The following is a 6,879-nucleotide window of genomic DNA, read 5'->3' on the forward strand; positions in this document are numbered from 1 at the left end:
GGCTCCGGCCCGCCGCCATCCGTCCCCTCCGCTCCGCGAGGTTCGCATGACCGTCCACGTCCCCTCCGAGACCCACGCCGCCGCCCCGCACGCGCCCGAGGTGAAGGGCGCGCTGCCGCCCCTGGAGGACAAGGCCGCCGGCCCGAACGATCCGGCGGTGGGCAGTGCCATGGCCGAGCTCGCCCGCGCCTTCGAGGCGTTCAAGGAGACCAACGACGCGCGGCTGGCCGCGATCGAGGGCCGCGCCTCCGGCGACGTGCTGACCGAGGAGAAGCTCGCCCGCATCGACGCCGCCCTCGACACGGCGCGCACCCGCCTCGACCGCCTCACCCTCGACGGCCGCCGCCCGCCCCTGGGGGCCGGCGGCGTCACGGGGCGTGACGCGGCCCCGCGCGACGGCGCCGGCATCGAGCACAAGGCCGCCTTCGACCTCTATGTCCGGGCCGGCGAGAGCGCCGGTCTCAAGCGCCTGGAGGAGAAGGCCCTCTCGGCCGGCTCGGGCCCGGACGGCGGCTACCTCGTGCCGGCCGAGGTCGAGCGGATGGTGCTGACGCGGCTCGCCAACCTGTCGCCGATCCGGTCTCTCGCCACCGTGCGGGTCATTTCCGGCGGGCAGTACAAGCGCGCGGTCTCGGTGCGCGACGCGGTGGCGGGCTGGGTCGCCGAGGCCGCGCCGCGGGCGCAGACCGACTCGCCGGTCCTGTCCGAGCTGACCTTCCCGGCGATGGAGCTCTACGCCATGCCGGCGGCGACCCAGACGCTCCTCGACGACGCCATCGTCGACATCGATTCCTGGCTCGCCGACGAGGTCGAGACGACCTTCGCCGAGCAGGAGGGCATCGCCTTCGTCTCCGGCAACGGCTCGAGCCGCCCGCGCGGCTTCCTGACCTACGACCTCGTGGCCAACACCGCCTGGGTGCCGGGCAAGATCGGGACCGTGGCGACGGGCGTCGCCGGCGCCTTCCCGGCGGCCAACCCCTCGGACGTGCTGTTCGACCTCGTCTACGGCCTGCGGGCGGGCTACCGCCAGAACGCCACCTTCGTGATGAACCGGCGCCTGCAGAGCACGATCCGCAAGTTCAAGGATGCGGACGGCAACTACCTCTGGCAGCCGCCCCTGGCCGCGGGCACCGCCGCGACCCTGATGGGCTTCCCCGTGGCCGAGGCGGAGGCGATGCCGAACGCGGCGGCGAACAGCCTCTCGGTCGCCTTCGGCGATTTCCGCCGCGGCTACCTCGTGGTGGACCGCGCCGGCCTGCGGGTGCTGCGCGACCCCTACTCGGCCAAGCCCTACGTGCTGTTCTACACGACCAAGCGCGTCGGCGGCGGCGTGCAGGACTTCGACGCGATCAAGCTCCTGTCCTTCGGCGCGTGAGCGCGAAGCCCCCGGACCTTCGGGCCCGGGGGCGCCCGTACGGATGCGCGGGTGTCGAATTCACGGCACAACCCAGAGGTACTTCGTGTTCGCGGGGGCGACGGCGGGTCGCTGATCGGCGCCGCTGACGGTAGCCCGATCGCAGTGTTGTTTGCCGGAACCGAGGGGGGCGGACCGCGAGGCGGCGGCATCCCCTACGGAAATCCCATCCGCACCGTTCTCGATGCCTTGGCCCTTCAGATCTACGTCCCCCCTGCAGGAGCGTGACATGGCCGATCCGCGTAACAAACGGCTTGCTTCGAAGTCTGCGGCCGTCGCGGCCAAGGACGCGTTCACGGCTCAGTACATCGCCGGGCGAAACGCCTGTTCCGTCGGCTTGGGGGCGAACGCGCGCGGTGACGATTGGACCTTCGAAGTCTTCGCCGCCTCTCCGACGGCGGCGCGGGAATTGCCGGACCATTTCAGGAATTTCGACGTCGAAGTCGACGTCACCGGCCCGGCCGCCGCCTTCGAGCCTTGACGCGCCCCGCCGTCTTCGCAGGCTGGTCCGGGCCCGCGGGGCCGGGATAGGACCCGTCTCGCGCGCGGCGCGGGCCCCGGCCCCGTGCTGGGGTGAACGCCGGACGCGGCAGGCGCCAGGAAGCGGAGCCGTGCGGCGTTCCGCGAACGGCGATGACCCCGTGGCAGGATTTCCGGAGGGCGCGGAGGGCCTCACCGTCATGGTCTCGGGCGATTTCGCCCTGGTCCATCAGGCGGCGCCGCCCGGCGTCGCGGCGATGGCGGGCGCCGCAGCGTTTCCCGGGTCGAGGATCGGGCGGGCCTTCGCGGCGCGGGGCGGGCGAGCCTTCGCGGCGCGGGGAAAGCGTCGCGACGTCCATCAAACGCATGATGTTCCGGCCAAGCTGAGGTGATGACCTCCGACCAGGGCATACCGATCGGCGTGGGGCACGCCTCGACGGGACGCATCTCGGCCAAGGGGGCACCGATGGACCAGACCAATCGCCGTTTCTTCCTCGGGGCCCTCGCGGCCGGCAGCGGCTTGGTGAGCGGCGGCCTGGCAGGCGGCAGTTTGGCGGCGGGCCCGACCTTCGCCGCGGAGGACGGCCATGCCGCCGGGGCCGACGTCGCCCCGGCCTCCAGCTTCCTGCGGACGATCCCGCGCAAGGCCGGCGCGGCCGCCGCCTTCACGGCCTCGCTCGATGCAGGCCCGATCAAGGCCACCTCCGGCGGCTGGGCCCGCGACGTCACGACCCGCCAGCTTCCCATCGCCACGGGCATCGCGGGCGCGCACCTGTTCCTCAACCCGGGCGGCGTGCGCGAGATGCACTGGCACGCCTCGTCCGAGTGGGGCTACATCGTCGCCGGGCATTGCCAGGCGACGGTGATCGACGCCGCGGGCGAGATGGAGATCGTCAACTTCGCGCCCGGCGACACCTGGTACTTTCCCGCCGGCCATGCGCACGCGATCCAGACCCTGGGGGCCGATCCGTGCCACGCCATCCTGGCCTTCGACGACGGCCTCTACGGCGAGCACGGCACCTTCGGACTGACGGACTGGATGAGCCGGTTCGATTCCGCCACACTCGGCCACGCCCTCGGCGTGCCGAACGCGACCCTGGCGGCCATGCCCCCGGGCGAGACCTACATCATGCAGGGCCCCGTCGTGTCCCGCGACGGCCAAGCCGCCCGCGCGGCGAGGCCGCTGACGCCGGCGCGCTCGCATCGCTTCGCCATCGCCGAGACCCGGGCGGTGGCCGAGGCGGGCGGCAGCGCCCTGCGGGTGGCTCCGGCGCGCGCGTTCCCGGTTTCCGCGGGCATGACCGGACTTCTGATGACCCTCGCATCCGGTGCGATCCACACGCCCCACTGGCATCCCGCCGCCAACGAATGGCACTACGTCGTGCGGGGGCGGACGCGCGTGACCCTGTTCGGCCAGGACAAGCGCATGGCCGTGGCGGAGCTCGGCCCGGGCGACTGCGCCTACCTGCCGCGGTCCTGCGGACATTCGGTGGAGAATATCGGGCCGGAGACGGCCGAGATCGTCGGCGTGCACGACAGCGGCACCTACACCGAGACCTCGCTCTCGACCTGGCTGGCGCAGGTGCCGCGCCACCTGCTCGCCGCCAATCTCGGCCTCGGCGAGCCGGAGGTCGCCGGCTTCCCGACAGCGGCACAGACCTTCGGCAGATCGGCCTGAGACCGCGCCGCCGGCCGGACTTTGGCGTCGGCGGGACTTCAGCGTCGGCCGGGCTTATCTCCGGCCGGGCTTGGCCATCCAGTCCGACCGGGTCGCCCCGATGGCGGCGCCGGAGGGCATGCGGGCGAATTCTGCGGCGCGGGCGTTGATCCAGCCGGCATGCTCGCCGGTGGGCGTCACGGCCGTGAAGCCGCCGCAGGCGGTGCGGGCCTTCTTGTCCTGGCGCATGGCGCCGCTCGACCAGCTCACCACGCCGACGATCTGGTAGCCGCCGGGGCCGCCGCGCAGGATCGGGCCACCGGAATCGCCCAGGCACGCGCCGGCGCCCGCCGTCTCGGCCATGCGGCGGCGGTCGGTCACCACCGTGACCCGGTTGGCGACCTGGAGCGAGCCGATGGAGACGAGGTGGGCCTGGCGCAGGGTGCGGGCGGTGTTGCGCCGGTTCTCGGCCACGACGCCGAAGCCCGCGATGTCGACGGCGTCGCCGGTGTTGATGGCGCCGCCGCGGGGATCGAGGGGCTGGAAGTCGGCGCTCAGGGGCTCGGCGAGCTTGATCAGCGCGAGGTCGATGCCCGGCTGGTCCTCCGGCGTGGTGCCGGGCACGAAATCGGGATGCATGGCGAAGGCGATCGCGTTGATGCGGCGCTGCCGGAAGGCCCGGTCGACCGCCACCACGCTGTAGCCGGCCTGATGCATCACGCAGTGGGCGGCGGTGAGCACGAGGTCGCGGGCGATGAGGGTGCCCGAGCAGATCTCGCCCTGGGTGCTCTCGATCCGCACCACCGAGGCGCGCAGGCCGTTGGGATCGCGCGAGACCTCGCCGTTGATCACCGCGGAGGCCGGCAGCGGCGCCAGCGCGCCGAGGGCCGCGGCGAGGCAGGCCGCCCCGATCCGGCTGCGCCGGCGGGCGACGGTGGTGCTGGGGGCAGCCTTGCGCAACGCGGTCGGCAACATCGTGTCTCTCCCGCGTCCGGCGATGGTCTGGACGAGAACGGACTGGAACGTATCGGAAGGCAATGGATCGGCCAAGCTCTGGTTCCGCGGAGGTTTCGTCATCCGTCGCGCCGCTCAGGCGCCGGACCAGCGGGCGGCGGCGCCCCAGCCCGACAGGGTGCGGTCGATCCAGTCGCGCTGCGGGCCGAGGAGGACGCCCTGGGAGACGCCGCCGCAGGCCCTGCCGGCGGCCCAGGCGGAGACGGCGAGGACGGCCGCGTCCGCGCCGATCGGTCCGCCGGAATCGCCCTGGCAGGCGCTGGCCCCGCCGGGGCCGGCCCCGAGCCAGACCAGGATGCGGCTCGGCCCGTGGGGCTCGACCACGGCGAGCTCGACGCTGCGGTAGGTCCCGGTGCTGCGGGCGTCGCCCGCCGCGGCGACCCCGTAGCCCGACAGGGTCAGGCGCGCGCCCGCCCGCGGCATCGCGGCGCTGAGGGCGGCCGGCACGAAGCGGGCCGGCAGCGGACTGGCCAGGCGCACCAGGGCGAGGTCGACGGAGCGGCGGCGGCCCGCCACCGCGCCGGCATCGTAGCCCGGGTGGAGCGCGCGGGCGGCGATCTCGGCCAGGACCGGCGCGCCGGCCGCGTCCTTGTAGTGCACCCGGTGCTCGGCCCGGGCCGCCACGCAGTGGCCGGCGGTAAGCACCGCGTCCGGCGCCACGACGATGCCGGTGCAGACGCCGCCGTTGGAGGACAGCACCATCACGGCCGAGCCCGCCGCCTCGGGGGTTGGCCGGCCGCCCACCACGGCGCCGGCCGGCCCGGAGGCCTCAGGACCCAGGAGCAGCAGCAGGGACCCCAGCAGCGCCGGGGCGCCGCGCCGCGCCGCGCGGCGGCTCCGGCCAGAGTTGCGCGCCATCGCGATCCTTCTTTCGGACGGCCCCACACGGAGACGACGATGACCCCGATACGCGTCGACAGCGCCCTCGTCGAGCCGGTCACGCTGGCGGAGATGCACGGCGTCCTGCGCCTCGACCCGGATGACGGCGGCGCCGAGGACGCCCTGGTGCAGCGCCTGATCGCGGCGGCCCGGGCCCAGGTGGAGGTGGCGACCCGCCGCATCCTGGTGCCCGGGCGCTATCGCCTGATGCTCACGGCCTGGCCCGGCGACGGCCGGCTGCCCCTCCCGCTCAGCCCCCTGGTGGCCGTGGCGCGGGCGGGCCTCGTCGATGCCAGCGGCACCGTCACCGACCTCGCCGCCGGGCTCGTCCGGCTTGGCGAGGACGGGATCGAGGCGCCCGGCCTCCTGATCGATCCGGCGGTCCCCGCCCTCGACCGGCGCGCCGCCCTGATCGAGGTCGATGCCGGCTATGGCGGGGCTGGGCCGCCGGTTCCCCCGGCCCTGGCCCAGGCGGTCCGGCTCCTCGTCGCCCACGCCTTCGAGCATCGCGGCGACGGGGCCGGCGATGCCGTCCCCCCGCCCGCCCTCGCCGCCCTCGTCGCGCCGCTGCGGCGGATGCGCCTGTAGCGCCCTTCTCCCCGGAGATCCCCGCCATGCTGCAGCCCCTCACCCGCGTGCCGATCGGCGCGCGGCGCCGCCGCTTCGTGCTCGAACGCCCCGTGGAGACGCCCGACGGCTTCGGCGGCGTGGTGCGCCGCTTCGAGGCCGGCCCGCTGCTCTGGGGCGCGATCGAGCCCCTGCGCCCGGTCGACCGGCTCCTGTTCGGCCGCGCCGAGACGGTCGCCACCCACCGGGTCCGCTTCCGCTTCGGGCCCACGATCACGCCGGCGATGCGCCTCGCCAGCGGCCCGCGCCGCTTCGCGGTGCGCAGCGCCGGCGATCCGGACGGGCGTCGGCGCGACCTCGTCTGCCAGGTCGAGGAACTTCCCGCCGAGGCCGCCGCATGAGCCCAGGCCCGTCCCCCACCGGCTCGCCCACCAGCCCGCTCCTGGCCCTGCGCGCCGCCATCCTCGCCTACCTCGCCACCGACGCGCCCCTGGCCCGCCTGATGGGCGGCTCGCTGCGCCTCGCCGACGAGCCGCCGCGGGGCGTCGCGCCGGTCTACGCCCTGTTCGGCGATGCCGAGATCCGCGACGATTCCGTCGACGGCGCCCGGCGCCACCGGCACGCCCTCGGCCTGACGGTCTACGCCCGGCCGGGCTCGCTCCGCAGCGCGGTCGACGCCGCCGAGCGCATCGCCGACCTCCTGCAGGACGCGCCCCTCGCCCTCTCGGGCCACGCCCTGGTGCGCCTCGACCTCGACGCCATCGCCGTGCGGCGCGACCCCGCCAGCGGCGAGGCCCGCGCCACCCTGACCCTGCGGGCGATCACCGAGCGCCTGCCCGCCTGATCCCCCAACCCCTCGAACCCGGGA

General features: G+C 74.8%; 9 protein-coding genes. 7 read left to right on the forward strand and 2 right to left on the reverse strand.

Annotated features, from left to right (window positions below; all coding sequences use genetic code 11):
* Positions 1 to 46: 46 nt before the first annotated feature.
* From AC3WLN_RS23255 to AC3WLN_RS23270, 4 genes are all read left to right on the forward strand, one after another.
* Positions 47 to 1,375 (forward strand): phage major capsid protein, encoded by a 1,329-nt coding sequence (locus AC3WLN_RS23255; RefSeq protein WP_492485257.1) that lies wholly within the window; start codon positions 47 to 49, stop codon positions 1,373 to 1,375.
* A 268-nt stretch (positions 1,376 to 1,643) separates the two neighbouring features.
* Positions 1,644 to 1,895 carry a hypothetical protein gene (locus AC3WLN_RS23260; protein ID WP_492485259.1) on the forward strand — a complete coding sequence of 84 codons (252 nt, stop codon included), beginning with the start codon at positions 1,644 to 1,646 and terminating at the stop codon, positions 1,893 to 1,895.
* Positions 1,896 to 2,055: 160 nt separating this feature from the next.
* A complete protein-coding gene (locus AC3WLN_RS23265) occupies positions 2,056 to 2,286 on the forward strand; it encodes a hypothetical protein (RefSeq protein WP_492485261.1) in 231 nt (76 codons plus the stop codon).
* Complete coding sequence (locus AC3WLN_RS23270; protein ID WP_492485263.1) at positions 2,286 to 3,572, forward strand: cupin domain-containing protein; 1,287 nt, start codon at positions 2,286 to 2,288, stop codon at positions 3,570 to 3,572. Before AC3WLN_RS23265 ends, AC3WLN_RS23270 begins: the two co-directional genes overlap by 1 nt.
* Before the next feature lie 54 nt (positions 3,573 to 3,626).
* Here the strand turns inward: AC3WLN_RS23270 and AC3WLN_RS23275 are convergent, their stop codons facing one another.
* A complete protein-coding gene (locus tag AC3WLN_RS23275) occupies positions 3,627 to 4,526 on the reverse strand; it encodes a S1 family peptidase (RefSeq protein ID WP_492485264.1) in 900 nt (299 codons plus the stop codon).
* A 114-nt stretch (positions 4,527 to 4,640) separates the two neighbouring features.
* Positions 4,641 to 5,423: a S1 family peptidase gene (locus AC3WLN_RS23280; RefSeq protein ID WP_492485266.1), complete on the reverse strand. Its 783-nt coding sequence runs from the start codon at positions 5,421 to 5,423 to the stop codon at positions 4,641 to 4,643.
* Between the two features lie 39 nt (positions 5,424 to 5,462).
* On the opposite strand from AC3WLN_RS23280, the gene AC3WLN_RS23285 reads away from it, so the two are divergent.
* The 3 genes from AC3WLN_RS23285 to AC3WLN_RS23295 are packed head-to-tail and all read left to right on the forward strand — an operon-like array spanning position 5,463 to position 6,855.
* Positions 5,463 to 6,032, forward strand: coding sequence for a head-tail connector protein (locus AC3WLN_RS23285; protein WP_492485268.1), 570 nt, complete (start codon positions 5,463 to 5,465; stop codon positions 6,030 to 6,032).
* Positions 6,033 to 6,058: 26 nt separating this feature from the next.
* On the forward strand, positions 6,059 to 6,412 hold the full coding sequence (locus AC3WLN_RS23290; RefSeq protein ID WP_492485270.1) for a head-tail adaptor protein: 354 nt from the start codon (positions 6,059 to 6,061) through the stop codon (positions 6,410 to 6,412).
* Positions 6,409 to 6,855: a DUF3168 domain-containing protein gene (locus tag AC3WLN_RS23295; RefSeq protein ID WP_492485272.1), complete on the forward strand. Its 447-nt coding sequence runs from the start codon at positions 6,409 to 6,411 to the stop codon at positions 6,853 to 6,855. Before AC3WLN_RS23290 ends, AC3WLN_RS23295 begins: the two co-directional genes overlap by 4 nt.
* The last annotated feature ends 24 nt before the right edge of the window (positions 6,856 to 6,879 follow it).

It is taken from the genome of Methylobacterium sp. FW306-05-D (assembly GCF_058782155.1).

What these genes read in the sequence shown, in the direction of transcription:
- AC3WLN_RS23255 (WP_492485257.1), top strand. Translation starts at nt 47, where the DNA reads ATGACCGTCCACGTCCCCTCCGAGACCCACGCCGCCGCCCCGCACGCG.
- AC3WLN_RS23260 (WP_492485259.1), top strand. Translation starts at nt 1,644, where the DNA reads ATGGCCGATCCGCGTAACAAACGGCTTGCTTCGAAGTCTGCGGCCGTC.
- AC3WLN_RS23270 (WP_492485263.1), top strand. Translation starts at nt 2,286, where the DNA reads ATGACCTCCGACCAGGGCATACCGATCGGCGTGGGGCACGCCTCGACG.
- AC3WLN_RS23275 (WP_492485264.1), bottom strand. Translation starts at nt 4,526, where the DNA reads ATGTTGCCGACCGCGTTGCGCAAGGCTGCCCCCAGCACCACCGTCGCC.
- AC3WLN_RS23280 (WP_492485266.1), bottom strand. Translation starts at nt 5,423, where the DNA reads ATGGCGCGCAACTCTGGCCGGAGCCGCCGCGCGGCGCGGCGCGGCGCC.
- AC3WLN_RS23285 (WP_492485268.1), top strand. Translation starts at nt 5,463, where the DNA reads ATGACCCCGATACGCGTCGACAGCGCCCTCGTCGAGCCGGTCACGCTG.
- AC3WLN_RS23290 (WP_492485270.1), top strand. Translation starts at nt 6,059, where the DNA reads ATGCTGCAGCCCCTCACCCGCGTGCCGATCGGCGCGCGGCGCCGCCGC.
- AC3WLN_RS23295 (WP_492485272.1), top strand. Translation starts at nt 6,409, where the DNA reads ATGAGCCCAGGCCCGTCCCCCACCGGCTCGCCCACCAGCCCGCTCCTG.